Origin of the sequence: Pseudomonas sp. B14(2017) (assembly GCF_002113255.1) — a bacterium.
Lineage (GTDB): Bacteria > Pseudomonadota > Gammaproteobacteria > Pseudomonadales > Pseudomonadaceae > Aquipseudomonas > Aquipseudomonas putida_Z.
On the sequence record NZ_NEJY01000004.1, the window covers coordinates 17,346 to 38,049 of the forward strand.

Sequence of the window (20,704 nt, forward strand, 5' to 3'; positions counted from 1 at the left end):
GCGAGGGTTACGAGATGTCCAAGTTCTTCATCAAGCGGCCGAACTTCGCCTGGGTCGTGGCGTTGTTCATTTCCCTGGCCGGTTTGCTGGTAATTCCCACGCTGCCGGTGGCCCAGTACCCCAACGTGGCTCCGCCACAGATCACCATCACCGCCACCTACCCGGGCGCTTCGGCCAAGGTGCTGGTGGAATCGGTGACCAGCATCATCGAAGAGTCGCTCAACGGCGCCAAGAACCTGCTGTACTTCGAGTCCACCAACAACTCCAACGGCATGGCCGAGGTGGTGGTCACCTTCGAACCAGGCACCGACCCGGAGCTGGCCCAGGTCGATGTGCAGAACCGCCTGAAAAAGGCCGAGGCGCGCATGCCGCAGGCGGTGATTACCCAGGGTATCCAGGTCGAGCAGACCAGTGCCGGCTTCCTGCTCATCTACGCCCTCAGCTACAAGGACGGCGCCGGCCAGGCCGATACCACGGCGCTGGGCGACTATGCCGCTCGCAATATCAACAACGAGCTGCGCCGGGTCCCGGGCGTGGGCAAGTTGCAGTTCTTCTCGTCGGAAGCTGCCATGCGTGTGTGGGTCGACCCACAGAAGCTGGTCGGCTACGGGCTGTCGATCGATGACGTGAGCAACGCCATCCGTGGCCAGAACGTGCAGGTGCCGGCTGGCAGCTTCGGCAGTGCGCCTGGCAGCAGCCAGCAAGAGCTGACCGCCACCCTGGCGGTGCAAGGCACCCTGGACGACCCGCAGGCGTTCGGCCGCGTGGTGCTGCGCGCCAACCCGGACGGTTCGTTGGTGCGCCTGGCCGATGTCGCACGCCTGGAAGTGGGCATGGAAAGCTACAACTTCTCCTCGCGCCTGGACGGCAAGCCTGCGGTGGCCGGTGCGGTGCAGCTGGCACCGGGCGCCAATGCGCTGAAAACCGCCGAGCTGGTCAAGCAGCGCCTGGCCGAGCTGAGCGAGTTCTTCCCCGAAGGCGTCGAGTATTCGGTGCCCTACGACACCTCGCGCTTCGTCGACGTGGCCATCGAAAAGGTCATCCACACCCTGCTCGAAGCCATGGTGCTGGTGTTCCTGGTGATGTTCCTGTTCCTGCAGAACATCCGCTACACGCTGATTCCGTCGATCGTGGTGCCGGTGTGCCTGCTGGGCACGCTGATGGTGATGAAGCTGATGGGCTTCTCGGTGAACATGATGACCATGTTCGGCATGGTGCTGGCCATCGGCATCCTGGTCGACGACGCCATCGTGGTGGTAGAGAACGTCGAGCGGATCATGGCCGAGGAGGGCCTGTCGCCGGCCGATGCCACGGTCAAGGCCATGGGCCAGGTGTCTGGCGCGATCATCGGCATCACCCTGGTGCTGTCGGCGGTGTTCATGCCACTGGCGTTCATGTCGGGTTCGGTGGGGGTGATCTACCAGCAGTTTTCCCTGTCGCTGGCGGTGTCGATCCTGTTTTCGGGCTTCCTCGCGCTTACCTTCACCCCGGCCCTGTGCGCCACGCTGCTCAAGCCGGTGGCCCCTGGGCACCATGAAAAGCGCGGCTTCTTCGGCGCCTTCAACCGCGGCTTTGCGCGGCTGACCGAGCGCTATTCGGTAATGAACAATGCCCTGGTGCGCCGTGCCGGCCGCTACATGCTGGTGTACGCCGGCATCCTGGCGATGCTGGGCTACTTCTACCTGCGTTTGCCGGAATCATTCGTGCCGGTGGAAGACCAGGGCTATGCCATTGTCGACGTGCAGCTGCCGCCGGGCGCCAGCCGTGTGCGTACCGATGCTACCGGGCAGGCCCTGGAGCAGTTCCTGATGTCGCGTGAAGCCCTGGCCTCGGCGTTCATGGTCAGTGGCTTCAGCTTCTCCGGTATGGGCGAGAACGCCGCGCTGGCGTTCCCTACCTACAAGGACTGGTCGGTGCGCGGCGCCGAGCAATCGGTGGATGCCGAAACCCAGGCGATCAACGCGCAGTTCGCCGGCTACGGCGATGGCGCGATCATGGCGGTAAACCCGCCACCGATCGATGGCCTGGGCAATGCCGGTGGTTTCGCCCTGCGCCTGCTCGACCGTGGCGGCCTGGGCCGTGAGGCCTTGCTGGCAGCGCGCGACCAGATCCTGGGCCAGGCCAACGGCAACCCGATCATCCTCTACGCGATGATGGAAGGGCTGGCCGAGGCACCGCAGCTGCGGGTCGACATCGACCGGGAAAAGGCCCGCGCCCTGGGCGTGACCTTCGAGACCATCAACAACACCCTGGCCACCGCCTTTGGTTCGGCGGTGATCAACGACTTCACCAACGCCGGCCGGCAACAGCGGGTGGTGGTGCAGGCCGAGCAGGGCGAGCGCATGACCCCGGAAAGCGTGCTGCGCCTGTACGCGCCGAATGCCGATGGCCAGCAGGTGCCGTTCAGTGCCTTCGTCACCACCCGCTGGGAGGAAGGGCCGGTACAGATCGTGCGCTACAACGGCTACCCGTCGATCCGTATTTCCGGTGATGCCGCACCAGGCTACAGCACTGGCCAGGCGATGGCCGAGATGGAGCGCCTGGTCAGCGAACTGCCGCCGGGGATCGGCTACGCCTGGACCGGCCTGTCGTACCAGGAAAAGGTCTCCAGCGGCCAGGCCGGCAGCCTGTTCGCCCTGGCCATCCTGGTGGTGTTCCTGCTGCTGGTGGCGTTGTACGAAAGCTGGGCGATCCCGCTGACGGTGATGCTCATCGTGCCGATCGGCGCACTGGGCGCGGTGCTGGCGGTGATGGTCACCGGCATGCCCAACGACGTGTACTTCAAGGTTGGCCTGATCACCATCATCGGCCTGGCGGCGAAGAACGCCATCCTGATCGTCGAGTTCGCCAAGGAACTGTGGGAGAAGGGTTACAGCCTGCGTGAAGCCGCCATCGAGGCCGCACGCCTGCGCTTCCGGCCGATCGTGATGACCTCGATGGCGTTCATCCTCGGCGTGGTGCCCCTGGCCATCGCCAGCGGTGCCGGTGCGGCCAGCCAGCGGGCAATCGGCACCGGGGTGATCGGCGGCATGCTCAGCGCCACCTTGCTGGGTGTGGTGTTCGTACCGATCTGTTTTGTCTGGGTGCTGTCGCTGCTCAAGCGCAAGCCAGCGCCACAAGCCCAAGCCGTCGAGGTGCCGGAGTGATGGTCATGCGTAATCTGTTTGTGCCCTTCGCCCTGGCGTTGCTGGCCAGCGGCTGCTCCCTGGCGCCGACCTACCAGCGCCCCGAGGCGCCAGTCGCCAGCCAGTGGAACGATGCCGCCAGCCACGGGCAACAGGTGGACCAGCTGGGCTGGCAGGCGTTCATCGTCGACCCGGTGTTGCGTCAGTTGGTGAGCACGGCGCTGGACAACAACCGCTCGCTGCGCCAGACCCTGCTGGACATCGACCAGGCGCGTGCGCAGTACCGCATCCAGCGTGCCGACCGCGTGCCGGGGGTGAACGCCGCGGCTTCCGCCAACCGCCAGCACCAGCCCGCCGGGCTGGCCGGCGATGGCCGTGAAGGCGTTGCCAGCAGCTACCAGGTCGGCCTGTCGTTGCCTGAGTACGAGGTGGACCTGTTCGGCCGGGTGAAGAGCCTGAGCGATGCGGCCCTGGAGCAGTACCTGGCCACCGAAGAGGCTGGCCGCGCCGCGCGCATTGCCCTGATCGCCGAAGTGAGCCAGGCCTACCTGAGCCTGGACGGCAGCGAGCGGCGCCTGGCCCTGACCCGGCAGACCCTGGCCAGCCGCGAGGACTCGCTGGCCCTGATCGGCCAGCGTCGCGCCGCCGGTACGGCCACGGCGCTGGACCATCAGGAGGCGCTCGGCCTGGTCGAGCAGTCCCGTGCCGAGCTGGAGAGCAATCTGCGCCAACAGCGCCAGGCCTACAACGCGCTGGTGCTGCTGGTGGGCAACAGCGAGGCGACCAAGGCCCTGCCGGCCGAACGCCAGGCGGCGCCCAGCGTGCTGCAGGACATTGCCCCTGGCGCGCCGTCGGTGCTGCTTGAACGGCGCCCGGACATCCTCGCCGCCGAGCACCGCTTGCGGGCGCGCAATGCCGATATTGGCGCGGCGCGGGCGGCATTCTTCCCGCGTATCAGCCTGACCGGCAGTTTTGGCACGTCGAGTACCCAGGTATCCGGCCTGTTCGATGGCGGTTCGCGCAGCTGGAGCTTCATGCCGCAGTTGTCATTGCCAATCTTCGATGCCGGGCGCAACCGGGCCGGGCTGAGCCTGGCCGAGGCGCGCAAGGACTCGGCGGTGGCGGCTTATGAGGGGGCAGTCCAGCAGGCGTTTCGTGAGGTGGCCGATGCCCTGGCGGCTACCGATACCTTGCGGCGTGAGGAAATCGCCCGTCGGGCCCTGGCCGATACCAGCCGCGCAACGGTGGCCCTGGCCAAGGCGCGTTATGAAGGCGGGATAGACAGCCACCTTCGCTACCTGGATGCGCAGCGTAGTGATTTTGTGAATGAAGCGGCGTACATCGAGGCAAGTACGCAGCGGCAGCTGGCGCTGGTGGACCTGTTCCGCGCCCTGGGCGGCGGATGGCCGGCGCGCGGCTGAGAAAGGCTCCTTTGGTTGGGTGATCCAACCGCTTTGGCCCCTGGGACTTGTGCCCAGGGGCCTTTTTTTGTGTAAGGGCTACCGGCCTGATCGCCGGCAAGCCAGCTCCCACAGGTACTGCACAGGCCTTGAGGGCAGCGCGGTCGAGGTGGGAGCTGGCTTGCCGGCGATAAGGCCAGTAGCCCCACCCTCAGACCTTGGCCAGTGCCCCCTGCAGGAACAGTTGCTCCAGCGCCTGCGCCGAATTGGCACTGGCCGCACGCCCACGCCGCTCGGCATCGGCCATGCCGTAGATCTGGGTGATGAACATCTCGGTGAACACCGCCGCGCTGATGTCGATGCGCAACACGCCCATCTGCTGCGCACGCAGGAAAAACGCATCCATCGCCTGGGTGTAGGCCAGCCAGCGGCGGTCTTCGTTGTCGTTCAGCAGGGTGTCGGGACGGTACTGGAACATCAGGAACACCAGCATCTCGCGGTGCTTGAGGTGCTCGGAAATCAGGTGACGCACGGCGGCCAGGGGTTCGGCCGTGTGCAAGGCGGCATTGTCGATCACCTGGTTGAGCACCTGTTCACCATGGTTCTCAAGCATCGCCACCAGGTTGTCGCGGGTGCCGCAGAAGCGGTGCAGGGTCGCTTTGCTGACGCCAGCGGTTTCGGCCAGCTCCTTGAGGGTGGCGCGGGGGTGGACCACGATAGCGTGGGCCAGGGCCTTGAGCAGGCGTTCATCGTGCGGGGTGGGTTGCATCGGCATGCCTCGCGTGGTTCGCATGCCAATCATTGTGCAGGAAATGGTAGGGGGATCAAGCGGGATGGTCTCATTTGAGACTTTTTTGTGTCGTCGCGGGCCTCTTCGCGGGCATGCCCGCTCCCACAGATACTGCACAGGTATGGAGGACTGTGGAGATCCCTGTGGGAGCGGGCGTGCCCGCGAAAGGGCCCTTGCAGGCTAAATCAATGCGCCCCGCGCGGAATGGTCTTCAGCAGGTCTTCCGGGCTGATATGCCCAACCACCTGCGCAACCGCGCTGCCCGGGGTCGGCAGGTCGATGATGTGGCTTTTCATCTTGCCGATCACGTGCATTTCGCACGGCTTGCAGTCGAACTTCAGGGTCAGCACTTCATCACCCTGGATCAGCTGCATCGGCGCTACCTTGGTGCGCACGCCGGTCACGCCCTTGGCCTGCTTGGGGCACAGGTTAAAGGAGAAGCGCAGGCAGTGCTTGGTGATCATCACCGGCACTTCGCCGTGCTCTTCATGAGCCTCGTAGGCCGCGTCGATCAGTTGCACGCCGTGGCGGTGGTAGAAGTCGCGGGCCTTCTGGTTGTACACGTTGGCCAGGAACGACAGGTGCGACTCGGGGTAAACCGGCGGTGGCGTGGTCTCGGCCTTGCGCCCGCCACGCGGGTGCGCCTGCACCCGTGCTGCAGTTAGCGCCTCGATGGCTTCGCGGCGCAGGGCCTTGAGCTGCGAGTTGGGGACGAAGTACGCCTGCGGGGCGTCCAGCTCGATGCTGTCGGCGTGGTACATGGTGGTACCCAGCTGGCCGAGCAGGTCGTGCAGCTGGTCCAGCGCCTGCTGCGGCTTGTTGGCCGGGCCGAACGGGCCGTCCAGTGCCACTTGCGCGCTCACGCCTTCCTCGCTGGTGACGGTCAACGCCAGGCGTTGTTCGCGCAGTACCGCGTGCCATTGCACGCCGACGCGGCGCTCGGCCGAGGTGCGTTGCAGGGCTTGCTGCCAGTTGTGGTCGAGGTTGCGCGACAGCGGGTGGTTGGGCCGCAGCTTGTGCAGGCCTTCGGGCATTTCGTTGGGCTCGACGCGGTAGCGGTAGCGCTTCTCGCCGTCTTCCTCGAACTCGCCACGCGGTTCGGCGATGTTGGCGCGGAAGCCCACCACTTCGCGTTTGACCAGCACATTGAGGCCGTCGCCGTTGGTCAGCGGCACCTCGGTGACCACCTGCAGGTCACGCTTGCCGACCTTTTCCACCACACCCACCGGCAGGCCGGTGAAGGTTGGCGAGTCGAAGGCGCCGATGTCGACCTTGCGGTCGGTGACGAAGTAGTCGGTGCTGCCGCGATGGAAGGTCTTGTCCGGGTCGGGCACGAAGAAGTGCTCGGTGCGGCCGCTGGAGGCGCGGGCCAGCTCCGGGCGGCCTTCGAGGATGGCGTCGAGCTCCTTGCGGTAGTGGGCGGTGATGTTCTTCACATAGGCCACATCCTTGTAGCGGCCTTCGATCTTGAACGAGCGCACGCCGGCATCGACCAGGTCAGCCAGGTTGGCGGTCTGGTTGTTGTCCTTCATCGACAGCAGGTGCTTCTCGAACGCGACCACGCGGCCCTGGTCATCCTTCAGGGTGTAGGGCAGGCGGCAGGCTTGCGAGCAGTCGCCACGGTTGGCGCTGCGGCCGGTCTGCGCATGGGAGATGTTGCACTGGCCGGAGAAGGCCACGCACAGCGCACCGTGGATGAAGAATTCGATGGCGGCGTCGGTTTCGGCGGCGATGGCGCGGATCTGCTGCAGGTTCAGCTCACGCGCCAGCACCAGCTGGGAGAAGCCGGCCTGGTCGAGGAACCTGGCCCGTTCCAGGGTGCGGATGTCGGTCTGGGTGCTGGCGTGCAGCTCGATCGGCGGGATATCCAGCTCCATCACCCCCAGGTCCTGCACGATCAGCGCGTCGACACCGGCGTCGTACAGCTGGTGGATCAGCTTGCGCGCGGGCTCCAGCTCGTTGTCGTGGAGGATGGTGTTGATGGTGGTGAACACGCGTGCATGGTAGCGATGGGCGAACTCGACCAGTTCGGCGATATCGCTGACTTCGTTGCAGGCGTTATGGCGCGCGCCGAAGCTCGGGCCACCGATGTAGATGGCGTCGGCACCGTGCAGGATCGCTTCGCGGGCGATGGCCACGTCACGGGCAGGGCTGAGCAGTTCCAGGTGATTCTTTGGAAGGGACATGTCGTTATAGGTTCGGGCTGTCACGGTTTAGGCGGGCATTGTAGCGGCGAAACGGGCTGGCGGCATCATCGGGGTGCCGAGAGGTGTACTGCCTGCACCGGCCCTATCGCCGGCAAGCCAGCTCCCACAGGTACTGCACAGGCTTGAGGGCAGCGCGGTCGAGGTGGGAGCTGGCTTGCCGGCGATAGGGCCCTTGAAGGTGAATCAGCGCTTGGCGGCCATTGCGGTCACTTCCACGCGCATGCCTTCGAACGCCAGTGCAGCCACGCCCACGGCGGCGCGTACCGGCCAGGGCTTGCTGAAGAAGCGCTGGTACACCTCGTTGAATGCCGCGCGGTCGGCCATGTCGGTGAGGTAGATGGTCAGGTGCAGCACGCGGTCCATGCCGCTGCCGGCCTTCTCCAGCGCCACTTTCAGCGCCTGCAGGGTGCACTCGCTCTGCTCGACGATGCCGCCCAGTTCCAGGCTGCCATCGGCGTGGGTCGGGATCTGCGTGGTGACCAGCACGCCGTTGTATTCGGCAACGTCGGAGGAAATCGACTCGGCGTCCGGGTCCGGGGTGTAGATGATGTCTGCTTGTGCCATGGGGTGTCTTGCCTTGCTACGGAAGGAAAGCGGCAAGCCTACGCGAGCGCGCCGGCACGGTCGAGGGCACCCCGGTGTTTGAAATGCGCGGCGTTCGCCGTCAGAATCGCGGCCGATTGCAAAGCAGGGGTTTACGTTGAACGAACAGACATTGTCCAGGCGCCTGGAGCGCGTGGCTGCACAAGTACCGCAAGGCGCGCGCCTGGCCGACATCGGCTCGGACCATGGCTACCTGCCGGTGGCCTTGATGCTGCGCGGCGTGCTGGACGCGGCGGTAGCGGGCGAGGTGGCGCAGACGCCGTTCGCTTCGGCCCAGCGCAACGTGCGCAGGAACGGCCTGGAAGGGCGGGTCAGCGTGCGCCTGGCCGATGGCCTGGCAGCGGTCGAGGCGGAAGACCGCATCTCGGTGATCAGTATCTGCGGCATGGGGGGCGACACCATGTGCGAAATCCTCGAGGCCGGCAAACAACGCCTGGCTGGCGTCACCCGCCTGGTGCTGCAGCCCAATGGCGCCGAGCGCGAACTGCGCCAGTGGCTGGTGGGCAATGGTTACCGGATCGTCAGCGAAGAGCTGCTGCGGGAAAACCGCTTCGACTACGAGATCATCGTCGCCGAGCCGGGCAAGGCGGCGTACACCGCTGAACAGCTGTACTTCGGCCCGGTGCTGATGCAGGAGAAAAGCGAGGCGTTCCTGGTCAAGTGGCGGCGCATGCTGCGGCAGAAGCAGCAGACCCTGGCCAACTTCGAGCGGGCCCGCGGTGCGGTGCCTCAGGCGAAAATCGACGACTTCAGGCAACAGGTCGGCTGGATCACCGAGGTGCTGGCCTGACTCACTGCTGCGAGCAGTTGCCCATTTCCCGGTAGTCGATTTCGCGCTTCTGGCCCTGGTGGTCGACATACACCATGTGCGCGGTGCCAACCTGGCAGTCGGCGGCGTTGCTGGCCGGGGTGATGGAGATGACCTTGGCCACGTCCAGCGGCATGCCGTATTCGTAGTTGCTGCTGCTGACCGGCTGGTTGCTGCCGGTGTCGGCAAAGGCACCGAACGAGGCGAGAGTAGCGGCAACGGCAAGGACAGCGATCGAACGTTTCATGGCAGGCTCCTTTTTTCAATGTATGGCTAATGATCCATTCATTGGTCATCCACAATAAATGGGCTAACCCGTGATAGATTCCTGCCTGTAACGCAAGAATAAGACCGAACAAGGAGCACACCTTCATGGACATGCTGCATGCCATGCGTACCTTCGCCCGTGTGGTGGAATGTGGCAGCTTCGCTGCGGCCGCCAATGCCCTGGACATTTCTGCGGCGCAGGTTTCGCGCATCGTTGCCGAGCTGGAAAACCAGCTTCAGACCCGCCTGCTGCACCGCACCACGCGGCGTTTGCGCATGAGCGAGGCGGGCGAGCGGTTTCTCGAGCGCTCGCGGCAGATCATGTTGCTGACCGAAGAGGCGGTGGGCGAAGCCCGTGGCGCGCACCTCACGCCCCGCGGCCACCTGCGTTTGCATTGCCCGCACGGCCTGGGCCTGTTGCTGATGCCGCTGGTGGCCGGCTACAACGCATTGTGCCCGGAGGTGGTGATCGAGCTGACCCTGTCCCAGCGCAACCCTGACCCGCTGGCCGAAGGGCACGACGTGGTGATTACCGTGGACGGGGCGCTGCCGGATTCGCAGCTGATCGCCGTGCCGCTGGGCAACATTTTCAGCATCCCCTGCGCGGCGCCGAGCTACCTGGTGGCCCACGGCGTGCCAGAGCGCCCGGAAGACCTGCACCAGCACCGTTGCCTGCGCATGGCTTATCCGATGTACGAAGGTGACTGGGTGTTCCCGCAAGGGGTGGACCAGTGCGTGATCGCACCGAGCGACAGTTTTTCCACCAACGTCGCCGACGCCATGCTGGTGGCCAGCGAGCTGGGCATGGGCATTGGCCTGCTGCCGTTCTACACGGCCAGCCAGGCGATCGAGCAGGGGCGGTTGTGCCGGTTGCTGGCGCCGTATCGCCTGCGCGAAAGTGCGCTGTATGCGATCTACCCGTCACGGCATTATCTGGATGCCAAGGTGCGCACCTGGATCGACTACCTCAAGGAGCAGTTGCCGGCGCTGTTCGAGGGGCATGCCAGGGTGGTGGATGATTCGCGCTATTGGCGTTGAAGCACTGATCTGCTTTTTTGAGGCAACTTCTTGCACTGCCTGTACTGGCCCTATCGCCGGCAAGCCAGCTCCCACAAGGTACTTCACAGGCTGCGAAGGCAGTGCAATGCCTGTGTGGCAAGCCAGCTCCCACAAGGTACTCCACAGGTTGCGAAGGCGGTGCAGTGCCTGTGGGAGCTGGCTTGCCTGCGATGGGCCGCACAGCGGCCCCAGTATCCCGTCTGATTACAGGGGATAGTGCTTCAACTCCCGCGCAATCAGCATCCGCTGAATCTCGCTAGACCCTTCATAGATCTGCGTGATCCGCGCATCGCGGTAGTAGCGCTCCACCGGATAATCCTCCAGGTAGCCATACCCGCCATGCACCTGGACCGCCATCGAGCACACCCGCTCGGCCATTTCCGAAGCGAACAGCTTGGCCTGCGAGGCCTCCGACAGGCACGGCTTGCCGGCGCTGCGCAGGCGCGCGGCATGCAGGATCAGCAAGCGCGCGGCATTCACCTGCACCTGCATGTCGGCCAGCAGGTTGGCGATGCTCTGGTGTTCGTTGATCGGCTTGCCGAACTGCACCCGATCACGCGAGTAGACCAACGCCGCCTCGAACGCGGCGCGGGCAATGCCCAGTGCCTGGGCAGCAATGCCGATACGGCCGCCCTCGAGGTTGGACAGGGCGATGGCCAGGCCCTTGCCACGCTCACCGAGGATGTTGGCGGCAGGGATGCGGCAGTTGTCGAAGGTGACCGCGCAGGTGTCGGAAGCGCGGATGCCCATCTTGTGCTCGCTGCGATCGACCTTGAAGCCCGGGTTGTCGGTTGGCACCAGGAACGCCGACAGGCCCTTTTTGCCCAACTCCGGGTCGGTCACCGCGAAGACGATGGCCAACCCGGCGCGGCGGGCGTTGCTGACGAACTGCTTGGCGCCGTTGATCACCCACTGGCCATCCACCAGCTCGGCGCGGGTACGCAGGTTGTGCGCCTCGGAACCGGCCTGTGGCTCGGTCAGGCAGAAGCAGCCGATCACCTCGCCGGTGGCCAGGCGTGGCAGCCACTGCTGTTGCTGTTCGGCCGTGCCGTAGGCCAGCAGCGGGCCGCAGCCCACCGAGTTGTGGATGCTCATCATCGCTCCGGTGGCACCGCAGCCGGCGGCGATCTCTTCCACCGCCAGGGCGTAGGCGACATAGTCGGTGTAGCTGCCGCCAAAGTCTTCCGGCACCACCATGCCCAGCAGGCCCAGTTCGCCCATCTTGCGCACCACGCCATCGTCGATCCAGCCGGCCTTTTCCCAGGCCTGGGCATGCGGGGCGATCTCGCCACGGGCAAAGTCCCGGGCCATGTCGCGGATCATGATCTGTTCTTCGCTCAGTTCCAGGTCTTGCATCTGTGTACTCCCGGGCTCACAGGCCTTCGAAGAATTGGTCGACCCGCTGGCGTTGCAGTGCGGCCAGGGTCGGCGGGTTCCAGCGTGGCTGCTTGTCCTTGTCGATGATCAGCGCGCGCACGCCTTCGATGATGTCGCCGTGCTGGAACCACTGGCGGTCCAGGTGCAGCTCCATGGCAAAGCAGTCGTCAAGGCTCAGGTGGCGACCCCGGCGCAGCATCTCCAGAGTAACCGCCATGGCCAGCGGCGAGCGGCTTTCCAGCTGGTCGGCGGTGGCCACGGCCCAGGCGTGGCTGTCGCCAATGCTCACCGCACGCAGTTGCTCGACGATGGCAGGCACGTCGGGCAGGGCGAAGAAGTGGTCGATGACCGGGCGCAGTTTTTCCAGCGGCGCATCGTCGAGCACCTGGGTGCCGAGCCTGGCCAGCAGGTTCTGCAGGTCCTTGAGTGGGTTGTCGCCGAAGTGCAGCTGGTCCAGGCCCTCGTCGAGGGCTGCCAGCTGGTCGCTGGCCAAGTACCAGTCGGCCAGGCCGCAGTACAGCGCATCGGCTGCCTGGATCTGGCTGCCACTGACGCCCAGGTAGGTGCCCAGCTCGCCAGGGATACGCGACAGGAAGTAGCTGCCACCTACATCCGGGAAGTAGCCGATTGCCACTTCGGGCATGCCCAGGCGGCTGCGCTCGGTGACCACGCGCAGGTCGCAGCCCTGGGCCAGGCCCATGCCGCCACCGAGGGTGAAGCCGTCCATCAGCACAAGCACCGGCTTGCGGTAACGGTGGATGGCCAGGTCAAGGGCGTATTCCTCGACAAAGAAGCTCTCATGCAGCGTTTCGCCGGCCTTGAAGCTGTCGTGCAGCGAGCGGATATCGCCACCGGCGCAGAAACCCTTGGGGCCCTCGCCACGCAGTACCACGGCGTGCACGTGCGGGTCTTCGGCCCACAAGTCGAGGTGCTGGCGCAGGCTGCGGACCATGTCCAGGGTCAGGGCATTGAGGCCGGCGGGGCGGTTCAGGGTCAGATGGCCGATCTGGTTGCGGACCTCGGCCAGCACATGGTCGGTTGCCGAGGTATGAGCGTGCGCAGTCATTGCGTTCTCCCTGCTTTGTTATTGATTTTCCAAGTGAAGTCTGGAGTTCGCTGGAGGATCGCAGGATCCTGTCATGCGAATTTGCCTTGCACAATCGACAAATCTGCAGGGGGATTCTGCATTTTTGTCTTGTGTGGCGATAACGCCACTCTAGCAAGGTTTCAGGTTGGCCGGGCTGGCCCTATCGCCGGCAAGCCAGCTCCCACAGGTACCGCACAACTTTCAAGGCCTGCGCTGTACCTGTGGGAGCTGGCTTGCCGGCGATAGGGCCATGAGCGACAGCGCATATGCTAAATCGTTACCCTGGCCGTAACGATCAGTGCCTGAGCTTGATTGATGCGCAACCACCCCAGCCCTAAGGTGACCCCCACGACAGCGAACCCGTGGAGTCACCATGACAACAACCAAGAATCCACCGCCGCAATGGTCGCGGCGGCGCGCCGAAAAGCAGCGCCGCCTTGACCGGGTCCGCCACCTCGCCGACGGCGTGGTGCTGCCCACCGAGCGTATCGTCGAAGCCCTGGAACTGCTGCTGGCTCCCGGCGACCGGGTAGTGCTCGAAGGCAACAACCAGAAGCAGGCCGACTTCCTCTCCCGCGCGTTGGCCAAGGTCGACCCTGGGTGCCTGCACGACCTGCACATGATCATGCCCAGCGTCAGCCGCGCCGAGCACCTGGACCTGTTCGAACGGGGCATCGCCCGCAAGCTCGACTTCTCCTTCGCCGGCCCGCAGAGCCTGCGCATTGGCCAGCTGCTGGAAGACGGCCTGCTCGAAGTCGGTGCAATCCACACCTATATCGAGCTGTACTCGCGGCTGCTGGTCGACCTGATCCCCAACGTCACCCTGGTGGCTGGTTTCATGGCCGACCGCGATGGCAACCTGTTCACCGGCCCCAGTACCGAAGACACCCCGGCACTGGTGGAGCCGGCCGCGTTCAGCGACGGCATCGTCATTGCCCAGGTCAACCAGCTGGTGGACCGCGTGGATGACCTGCCACGGGTCGATATCCCGGCATCCTGGGTCGATTTCGTGGTGGTTGCCGACCAGCCTTTCTATATAGAGCCGCTGTTCACCCGCGACCCGCGCCATATCAAGCCGGTGCACGTGCTGATGGCGATGATGGCCATTCGCGGCATCTACGAGAAACACCAGGTGCAGTCGCTGAACCATGGCATTGGCTTCAACACCGCCGCCATCGAACTGATCCTGCCCACCTATGGCGAGTCCCTGGGCCTGAAGGGCAAGATCTGCCGCAACTGGACACTCAACCCGCACCCGACGCTGATCCCGGCCATCGAGACCGGCTGGGTGGAAAGCGTGCACTGCTTCGGCACCGAGCTGGGCATGGAGGACTACATCGCCCAGCGCCCGGACGTGTTCTTCACCGGCCGTGATGGTTCGCTGCGTTCCAACCGCATGATGTGCCAGCTGGCCGGGCAATACGCTGTCGACCTGTTCATTGGCGCCACCCTGCAGGTGGATGGCGATGGCCATTCCTCGACCGTGACCCGCGGCCGCCTGGCCGGCTTCGGCGGTGCCCCGAACATGGGCCACGACCCCCGTGGCCGGCGCCATGCGACCCCGGCCTGGCTCGACATGACCGTGCCGGAAACCATGCTCGAACGCGGTCGCAAGCTGGTGGTGCAGATGGTCGAGACCTACCAGGAAGGCGGCAAGCCCACCTTCGTGGAAACCCTCGATGCCGTGGAAGTGGCCAGGAAAGCCGGCATGCCGCTGGCGCCAGTGATGATCTATGGCGACGACGTCACCCACCTGCTGACCGAGGAGGGCATTGCCTACCTGTACAAGGCCCGCAGCCTGGAAGAGCGCCAGCAGATGATCGCCGCCGTGGCCGGGGTTACCGCCATCGGCCTGCGACACGACCCCAAGGACACTCAGCGCCTGCGCCAGCAAGGCCTGGTCGCCTTGCCCGAAGACCTCGGTATCCGCCGCACCGACGCCAGCCGCGAGCTGCTGGCCGCGCGCAGCATCGCCGATCTGGTCGAATGGTCCGGCGGCCTCTACAACCCGCCTGCACGGTTCAGGAGCTGGTGATGAAAGCACTCGACTTGCAACCGCGTGGGCTTCTTCGCGAGCATGCTCGCTCCCACAGGGAAAGTGATGCACTTGAAGATAGCGCGGTCCCTGTGGGAGCGGGCATGCCCGCGAAGAGGCCGGCACAGGCAACCAAATTACCCCTGGCCGACCACCTGGCCGACCTGGCCGTGGAAGCCCTGATCGACGAAGCCGACCTGTCCCCCAAACCCGGCCTGGTCGACCGCCGTGGCAACGGCGCCCACCACGACATGACCCTGGCCCTGATGCATGCCTCGGCCCTGGCCCTGTGGCCATGCCTGCGCAACATGGCCGAAGCCGCCCAGGCCATCGGCACCCTCGGCCAGCCCCTGCGCGCCACCCTGGGCCAGCTCGGCCGCGAAGGCGAGGCGGCGATGCTGGCCGCGACCGGTGGGGTCAACACCCACCGCGGCGCAATCTGGGCCCTCGGCCTGCTGGTAGCATCCAAGGCCCTCGACACCCAGGCCGATGCCAACACCCTGGCTGCCCGTGCCGGTCGCATCGCACTGTTCGACGACCCCGCCATGACCACCCAAGACAGCCATGGCCTGCAGGTACGTTGCCGCTATGGCACTGGCGGCGCCCGCGAACAGGCGCAACAAGGTTTCCCGGCGGTTATCGGTCACGGCCTGCCGCAACTGCAGCGCAGCCGCGCCGCCGGTGCCAGCGAGCCGCACGCCCGGCTGGACGCGCTGCTGGCGATCATGGCCGTGCTCAACGATACCTGCGTGCTCTGGCGCAGCGGCCCGACCGGGCTGGCTGCCGTCCAGCACGGCGCCCGTACCGTGCTGAGCGAAGGCGGCAGCGCCACGCTGGCCGGGCGCCGACAGCTGCGCCGGCTGGACCAGCACCTGCTGCACCTGAATGCCTCACCGGGCGGCGCCGCCGATCTGCTGGCCGCCTGCCTGTTCCTCGACAAAGCCGGGAGCCTGTGACATGGAAACCCTGACCTTTCAATTCCCCGCCGCCGCCCCTGGGCGTGGCCGCACGCTGGTGGGCTGCGTCAGCTCCGGCGACCTTGAAGTGCTGATCGAACCCGGCACCGCCGGCAGCCTGCAAATCCAGGTGGTGACTTCGGTCAACGGCAGCGCTGCCCGCTGGGCGCAGCTGTTCCAGCGCCTGTTCGAGGGCCGCACCTGGCCGGCCGTGAACATCGACATCCATGATTTCGGCGCCACCCCAGGCGTGGTGCGCCTGCGCCTGGAGCAAGGCTTCGAGGAGATCGCCCATGACTGATATCGCACGCCTGCTGCACAGCCGCAGCTTTGTCGAACTGGGCGCCCGTCAACGCGCCCGCGCCGTGCTCGACCCGGGCAGCTTCCGTGAGCTGCTGGGCCCGTTCGACCGGCTTATGTCACCCTGGCTGCCGCGCCAGGGCATCGTGCCCCAGGCCGATGATGGCGTGGTCATCGCCAAGGGCCTGCTGAACGGGCGCAACGCTGTGGTTGCCGCCATCGAAGGCGGCTTCCAGGGCGGCAGCATGGGCGAGGTGGGGGGGGCCAAGATCGCCGGTGCGCTGGAGCTGGCCATCGAAGACAACCGCAAGGGCATCCCCACCTGCGCCGTGCTGCTGCTGGAAACCGGCGGTGTACGCCTTCAGGAAGCCAACCTGGGCCTGGCGGCGATTGCCGAAATACAGGCGGCGATTGTCGAGCTGCGCGCCTGGCAGCCGGTGGTCGGCCTGGTCGCAGGTTCGGTCGGCTGTTTCGGCGGCATGTCCATCGCCGCCGGCCTGTGCAGCCACTTGCTGGTCACCCGCGAAGCCCGCCTGGGCCTCAACGGCCCGCAGGTGATCGAGCAGGAAGCGGGCATCGGTGAATACGACGCCAAGGACCGCCCCTTCATCTGGAGCTTGACCGGCGGCGAGCAGCGCCACGCCAGCGGCCTGGTCGATGCCTATGTGGCCGATGACATCGAGGCGCTGCGCGAACGCTTGCTGCAATTGCTCGACGAGCCTTCAAGGGATCGCGCCGGTCAACACGCCTGGTTCCTCGAACGCCTGGCACTACTGGGCGATGGCTGCCCGCAACTGGATGCCGCTGGCGTGCGTGACCTTTACCAAGGAGAAGCCAAATGAACCGTTCCTTGAACTGGCTGCCGGGCCTGGCCGGCGGGCAAGCCTTGCCCGGCTACCCCGCGTCGTTGCGGGTAATCGACGGCGAACTGGACAACCGCCTGGCGCGTTTCATCGCCGTGGTGCCGGACGCTGACAACCCGTTCCCCCGGGCGCGCTCGGGCGAAGTCGGCCTGCTGGAAGGCTGGGGCCTGGCCAAGGCCGTGAGCGAAGCGGTCGAGGCTGACCGCCATGGCCAGAAGCGCGCCATCGTCGCGGTGATCGACGTGCCCAGCCAGGCCTATGGCCGCCGTGAGGAGGCGTTGGGTATTCACCAGGCTTTGGCCGCTGCGGTGCAGGCCTATGCCCAGGCGCGGCTGGCCGGGCACCCGGTGATCGGCCTGCTGGTCGGCAAGGCCATGTCTGGTGCCTTCCTGGCCCACGGTTACCAGGCCCAGCGCCTGATCGCCCTGGACGATGCCGGGGTCATGGTGCACGCCATGGGCAAGGCGGCGGCGGCGCGCATCACCCTGCGCAGCGTCGAGCAACTGGAAGCCCTGGCCGCCGAGGTGCCGCCAATGGCCTACGACCTGGCCAGCTACGCCTCGCTGGGCCTGCTGTGGCGCCGGCTGACGGTGGGCAGCGCCGAGATTCCGAGCAGTGCCGACATCGCCCAGGTACGTGCCTGCCTGGCAGATGCAGTGCGCGACATCGGCAGCTCGAGCGACCTGTCGTCGCGGCTGGCGGGCGAAAACCGCAGCGCCTCGCGCCAGGTGCGCGAACAGCTGCGCCGCCAGTGGCAGGGCGCTTGAGATGAACGCGCCAAGGCCGCACGACCTGCTCTGGGGCATGCCCGTATCGGGCCTGCCTGCTGATGCGCCGCGTTGGGCGCAGGAGGTGCTGCTGAGCGGCCAGCCGGTGGTGGTGCGCCGTGCCACCTGTGCGGACGGCTGGGTGGCGGTGGGGTTGCGTGGCCAGGGCAGGGCGCAGCGGTCGGGTGTACTGATGCGGCTGGCCGATATCCAGTGTCAGCAAGGCCCCGAAGCGCTGCGCTGGCAAGCTGAAAGCCCTTGGCCTGCATTGCAGGCCCTGGCCTCGGTCGCCCCGGTACTGGATGCCAGCGGCTTGGCCTGGGGGCCGACAGGTGGGGTGGGGTACCAGATCGCCACCGGTATGGAGGTAATACACGCCGACAGCGACCTGGACTTGCTGCTGCGCACGCCACAACCGCTGGCCCGGGCGCAGGCGCGTGAGCTGCTGGATATCCTCGATTGCGCGCCTTGTCGTATCGACCTGCAGCTGGAAACCCCGGCGGGTGCTGTCGCCCTGCGTGAGTGGGCCGGCTTCGCCCGCCGCGTGCTGCTCAAGTCGGCCCATGGCCCACGCCTGGTCAGCGACCCATGGGCAGCGATGGAGCGTGCAGCATGAGCAGCCTGTTCGCCTTCCCCGGCCAGGGCGCCCAGCAGGTGGGCATGCTGCAGCGCCTGCCTGAGGGTGCCGGGCAATTGCTGGAAGAGGCCAGTGACACCCTCGGCCAGCAGGCCCTGGCGCTGGACAGCCAGCAGGCCCTGCAGACGACCCGTGCCGTGCAGCTGTGCCTGCTGCTGGCTGGCGTGGCCTGGGCGCGCTGGCTGATGCAGCGCAGCCCCGCGCCGGATTACGTGGCGGGCTTGTCGATTGGCGCCTACCCGGCGGCGGTCACGGCGGGCGCCCTGGGCTTTGCCGATGCCGTGCGCCTGGTTGCCCTGCGTGGCGAACTGATGCAGCGCGCCTATCCGCAAGGCTACGGCATGACCGCACTCAGCGGCCTGGACCTGGCCTGTGTCGAACGCTTGTTGAGCGATACGGGCGGCGAGGTGTATGTCGCCAACCTCAACAGCGACAACCAGATCGTCATCGCCGGTAGCGATGGCGCGATGGCTGCGGTTGCCGCCAAGGCACGCCGCCTGGGCCAGGGCGTGGCCCGGCGCCTGGCGGTCAGCGTGCCGTCGCATTGCCCGTTGCTGGATGGCCCGGCGGCCGAACTGGCCAGTGCGTTCGCCACGGTCGAGCTGCAGCGACCGCGTATCACCTACCTCAGCGGCAGCAGTGCACGGCCGATATTCGACCCACAGCGTCTGCGCGACGACCTGGCCGGCAACATGGCGCGGGTGGTCGACTGGCGTGCTACGTTGCGCAACGCCTATGAGCGTGGCGTGCGCCTGCACCTGGAGCTGCCGCCCGGCAACGTGCTCGGCGGGCTGGCCCGGCCGGTGTTCGAACAGGGCAGGGTGGTTGCTGTTGAAGGCACCCGCCGGGACACCCTGGATGCGCTGCTGCGCCAGGAGGTGGCCAACGAACGATGACAGCGGCACCGCGGCGGATGGCGATCCCTGTGGGAGCGGGCGTGCCCGCGAAGCAGGCACCTCGGTGAATGGCACGGGCTTCGCCCGTGTTCGCGGGCACGCCCGCTCCCACAATGACTGCGAAAGCCGCACAAAAGTGTGTTTACGAAGAACAACAACAAGCAACTTCGACACTACCTGAGGACAACAACAATGATCATCTATGGTGTGGCACTGCTGGCGGTCTGCACGCTTGCCGGCGTCATCGTCGGCGACTTCCTGGGCGTGCTGCTGGGCGTCAAATCCAATGTGGGCGGGGTCGGCATCGCCATGATCCTGCTGATCTGCGCACGCCTGTACATGCACCGCAACGGCGGCATGAGCAAGGAATGCGAATTCGGCGTGGGCTTCTGGGGCGCCATGTACATCCCGGTGGTGGTGGCCATGGCTGCCCAGCAGAACGTGGTCACCGCCCTGCACGGCGGGCCGGTGGCGTTGCTGGCGGCAGTGGGTGCGGTACTGGTGTGCGGTGCGACCATTGCCCTGATCAGCCGCAGCCACCGCGGCGAACCCCTGCCGGCAGTGGAGGCCGGCCCCGAAAGCAATGTGCAGGCTGCCCCTGCAGGAGGGCGTTGATCATGTGGCCGATCATTGACAATGCCCTGGAACATAACGGTTTGATCACTGCCTTTGCGGTGGTGGGCGCGATCATGTGGTTGTCGGTGGTGCTGTCGAAGTACCTGACCTTCGGCCGCGTGCACGGCTCGGCCATCGCCATCGTCATCGGCCTGGTGCTGGCCTGGGTCGGCGGCACCATAACCGGTGGCCAGAAAGGCCTGGCCGACATGGCGCTGTTCTCCGGCATCGGCCTGATGGGCGGGGCAATGCTGCGCGACTTCGCCATTGTCGCCACGGCCTTCGAGGTGCAGGCCACCGAGGCGCGCAGGGCCGGGATGATCGGCGCGGTGGCGCTGCTGCTCGGCACGGTGCTGCCGTTCATTGTCGGCGCTGCGGTGGCCTACGCATTCGGTTACCGTGATGCGGTAAGCATGACCACCATCGGTGCGGGTGCGGTGACCTATATCGTCGGGCCGGTGACCGGTGCGGCGCTGGGGGCCAGCTCGGACGTGATGGCGCTGTCGATTGCCACCGGGCTGATCAAGGCGATCCTGGTGATGGTGTTTACCCCGGTATCGGCGCGCCTGCTGGCGCTGGACAACCCACGTTCGGCGATGGTGTTCGGCGGGTTGGCGGGGACGGTGTCGGGGGTGACGGCCGGGCTGGCGGCGACCGACCGGCGCCTGGTGCCGTACGGGGCACTGACAGCCACCTTCCATACCGGGTTGGGCTGCCTGATGGGCCCATCGATCCTGTACTTCTGCGTACGCGCCCTGGTCGGTTGACATCAATCTGCTGGACTGCGCAGACCCCTTGCAGGAGCGGCCTTGTGTCGCGATCGGGCCGCAACGCGGCCCCAGCAATTTCAACTGTTGCGCATCAACCCTGGGGCCGCGTTGCGGCCCTTTCGCGACACAAGGCCGCTCCCAC

General features: G+C 66.2%; 19 protein-coding genes. 13 read left to right on the forward strand and 6 right to left on the reverse strand.

Annotated elements, in window-relative coordinates:
• Positions 1–14 precede the first annotated feature (14 nt).
• Both CAG34_RS04790 and CAG34_RS04795 read left to right on the forward strand, forming a co-directional pair.
• Positions 15–3,146 (forward strand): efflux RND transporter permease subunit, encoded by a 3,132-nt coding sequence (locus CAG34_RS04790; protein ID WP_085588400.1) that lies wholly within the window; start codon positions 15–17, stop codon positions 3,144–3,146.
• The gene (locus CAG34_RS04795) at positions 3,146–4,546 is read left to right on the forward strand and encodes an efflux transporter outer membrane subunit (protein WP_178080866.1); all 1,401 of its coding nucleotides are present in this window, start codon (positions 3,146–3,148) and stop codon (positions 4,544–4,546) included. Before CAG34_RS04790 ends, CAG34_RS04795 begins: the two co-directional genes overlap by 1 nt.
• A 190-nt stretch (positions 4,547–4,736) precedes the next feature.
• Here the strand turns inward: CAG34_RS04795 and CAG34_RS04800 are convergent, their stop codons facing one another.
• The 3 genes from CAG34_RS04800 to CAG34_RS04810 form a co-directional block, all read right to left on the reverse strand.
• Complete coding sequence (locus CAG34_RS04800; protein ID WP_085588743.1) at positions 4,737–5,294, reverse strand: TetR/AcrR family transcriptional regulator; 558 nt, start codon at positions 5,292–5,294, stop codon at positions 4,737–4,739.
• Positions 5,295–5,500: 206 nt separating this feature from the next.
• Complete coding sequence (locus tag CAG34_RS04805; protein WP_085588402.1) at positions 5,501–7,501, reverse strand: U32 family peptidase; 2,001 nt, start codon at positions 7,499–7,501, stop codon at positions 5,501–5,503.
• A gap of 204 nt (positions 7,502–7,705) precedes the next feature.
• Positions 7,706–8,086, reverse strand: coding sequence for a RidA family protein (locus tag CAG34_RS04810; protein ID WP_015270613.1), 381 nt, complete (start codon positions 8,084–8,086; stop codon positions 7,706–7,708).
• Positions 8,087–8,222: 136 nt separating this feature from the next.
• Here CAG34_RS04810 and CAG34_RS04815 point away from each other — a divergent pair, with 136 nt between their 5' ends.
• The gene (locus CAG34_RS04815; protein WP_085588405.1) at positions 8,223–8,915 is read left to right on the forward strand and encodes a tRNA (adenine(22)-N(1))-methyltransferase TrmK; all 693 of its coding nucleotides are present in this window, start codon (positions 8,223–8,225) and stop codon (positions 8,913–8,915) included.
• Position 8,916: 1 nt separating this feature from the next.
• On the opposite strand, the gene CAG34_RS04820 is transcribed toward CAG34_RS04815, so the two are convergent.
• Positions 8,917–9,180 carry a DUF2790 domain-containing protein gene (locus tag CAG34_RS04820; RefSeq protein ID WP_085588407.1) on the reverse strand — a complete coding sequence of 88 codons (264 nt, stop codon included), beginning with the start codon at positions 9,178–9,180 and terminating at the stop codon, positions 8,917–8,919.
• Between the two features lie 125 nt (positions 9,181–9,305).
• Between CAG34_RS04820 and CAG34_RS04825 the strand changes: the two genes are divergently transcribed.
• Complete coding sequence (locus CAG34_RS04825) at positions 9,306–10,238, forward strand: LysR family transcriptional regulator (protein ID WP_085588409.1); 933 nt, start codon at positions 9,306–9,308, stop codon at positions 10,236–10,238.
• A gap of 225 nt (positions 10,239–10,463) precedes the next feature.
• Here CAG34_RS04825 and CAG34_RS04830 read toward each other — a convergent pair whose 3' ends face one another.
• Entirely contained in the window at positions 10,464–11,615 is a 1,152-nt protein-coding gene (locus tag CAG34_RS04830; RefSeq protein ID WP_085588411.1) for an acyl-CoA dehydrogenase family protein, read from the reverse strand.
• 16 nt (positions 11,616–11,631) lie between these two features.
• Positions 11,632–12,702 carry an enoyl-CoA hydratase/isomerase family protein gene (locus tag CAG34_RS04835; protein ID WP_085588414.1) on the reverse strand — a complete coding sequence of 357 codons (1,071 nt, stop codon included), beginning with the start codon at positions 12,700–12,702 and terminating at the stop codon, positions 11,632–11,634.
• Between the two features lie 394 nt (positions 12,703–13,096).
• Here CAG34_RS04835 and mdcA point away from each other — a divergent pair, with 394 nt between their 5' ends.
• From mdcA to madM, 9 genes are all read left to right on the forward strand, one after another.
• A complete protein-coding gene (mdcA, locus tag CAG34_RS04840) occupies positions 13,097–14,758 on the forward strand; it encodes a malonate decarboxylase subunit alpha (protein WP_085588416.1) in 1,662 nt (553 codons plus the stop codon).
• Between the two features lie 104 nt (positions 14,759–14,862).
• The gene (locus CAG34_RS04845) at positions 14,863–15,714 is read left to right on the forward strand and encodes a triphosphoribosyl-dephospho-CoA synthase (protein WP_256573528.1); all 852 of its coding nucleotides are present in this window, start codon (positions 14,863–14,865) and stop codon (positions 15,712–15,714) included.
• A 1-nt stretch (position 15,715) separates the two neighbouring features.
• A complete protein-coding gene (locus tag CAG34_RS04850; protein ID WP_024087234.1) occupies positions 15,716–16,015 on the forward strand; it encodes a malonate decarboxylase subunit delta in 300 nt (99 codons plus the stop codon).
• A complete protein-coding gene (locus CAG34_RS04855) occupies positions 16,008–16,856 on the forward strand; it encodes a biotin-independent malonate decarboxylase subunit beta (RefSeq protein WP_085588420.1) in 849 nt (282 codons plus the stop codon). Before CAG34_RS04850 ends, CAG34_RS04855 begins: the two co-directional genes overlap by 8 nt.
• On the forward strand, positions 16,853–17,644 hold the full coding sequence (gene mdcE / locus CAG34_RS04860; RefSeq protein ID WP_085588422.1) for a biotin-independent malonate decarboxylase subunit gamma: 792 nt from the start codon (positions 16,853–16,855) through the stop codon (positions 17,642–17,644). Before CAG34_RS04855 ends, mdcE begins: the two co-directional genes overlap by 4 nt.
• A 1-nt stretch (position 17,645) precedes the next feature.
• Complete coding sequence (locus CAG34_RS04865) at positions 17,646–18,260, forward strand: malonate decarboxylase holo-ACP synthase (RefSeq protein WP_085588424.1); 615 nt, start codon at positions 17,646–17,648, stop codon at positions 18,258–18,260.
• On the forward strand, positions 18,257–19,177 hold the full coding sequence (gene mdcH / locus CAG34_RS04870) for a malonate decarboxylase subunit epsilon (protein ID WP_085588426.1): 921 nt from the start codon (positions 18,257–18,259) through the stop codon (positions 19,175–19,177). Before CAG34_RS04865 ends, mdcH begins: the two co-directional genes overlap by 4 nt.
• A 192-nt stretch (positions 19,178–19,369) precedes the next feature.
• The gene (gene madL, locus CAG34_RS04880) at positions 19,370–19,792 is read left to right on the forward strand and encodes a malonate transporter subunit MadL (protein ID WP_003258591.1); all 423 of its coding nucleotides are present in this window, start codon (positions 19,370–19,372) and stop codon (positions 19,790–19,792) included.
• A gap of 2 nt (positions 19,793–19,794) precedes the next feature.
• Positions 19,795–20,559 (forward strand): malonate transporter subunit MadM, encoded by a 765-nt coding sequence (madM, locus tag CAG34_RS04885; RefSeq protein WP_024087229.1) that lies wholly within the window; start codon positions 19,795–19,797, stop codon positions 20,557–20,559.
• Positions 20,560–20,704: the final 145 nt, after the last annotated feature.